The sequence below is a fragment of the Pantoea sp. UBA5923 genome (assembly GCF_002431095.1).
Taxonomy (GTDB): Bacteria; Pseudomonadota; Gammaproteobacteria; order Enterobacterales; family Enterobacteriaceae; genus Pantoea; species Pantoea piersonii.
The window spans coordinates 1346-2037 of the sequence record NZ_DJDN01000041.1 but is presented as its reverse complement, the minus strand read 5'-3'; the positions used below and the strand labels follow the sequence as shown (position 1 = coordinate 2037).

The following is a 692-nucleotide window of genomic DNA, read 5'->3' as shown; positions in this document are numbered from 1 at the left end:
GATGCCGCCAGCCAGGGCGTAGCTGAACTGGCTGCTGTGTTTATCATGACCAATGTCCATGCTGGCGTTGCCACGGCTGCCGCGATAGTTCAGCGAAGCGTTACTGTTAACGTTTTGCCCCTGCCTGTTGTGGCCCTGTTGCAGGCTGTAATAAAGGTTACTGTTTTCCTGCATCGATCCTGACAGTGCGACCTGCTGAGAGATATCGCCGTCATTACCGGCGTTCATGCTGTAGCTGACGGAGCTATCAGGCAGCAGAGCGGAGAAAGGAATTGTGAGGTTAAACGAAATGGCGCGGTCCGCTTTTGGACTATTGGTGGCATCGCTGTAAAAGTAACCCACTCCCCAGGAGATGCCCTGAAACGTGCTGTAGTAGCCGAGGTGTAGCGTGCGCTCTTTAATGCCGGTACGCCAGTAAGTTTGCATATATGCTGTCAGGCTGAGACTGCCGTAGTCTCCAAATTCCTGCGAAACGGAAACCTCGGAGCGGCTGCGCTTGTTGTTGACAAAGTAGGTCGGATCCCTCAAAGCATTCGCTTCGCTGAATGAGTAGAAGCCGCCGGATGAGTAGCGGTAGCTGTCCATGCTGAAGGTGGTATTGGTAGAGGCGATACTCTTCTGATACTGCATTCGTACTGACTGGCCGACGCTGTGCCTGCCCCGAGGCAAATCGGTTTTTGCCCGGCTGATAT

At 53.8% G+C, this 692-nt stretch carries 1 protein-coding gene; it reads right to left on the bottom strand.

Translation table 11 applies throughout. From position 1 onward, the window contains the following. Window positions 1–630 (bottom strand): fimbria/pilus outer membrane usher protein (locus tag B3797_RS10300; protein ID WP_311791027.1); only part of this gene is annotated, 630 nt, incomplete at its 3' end. Window positions 631–692: the final 62 nt, after the last annotated feature.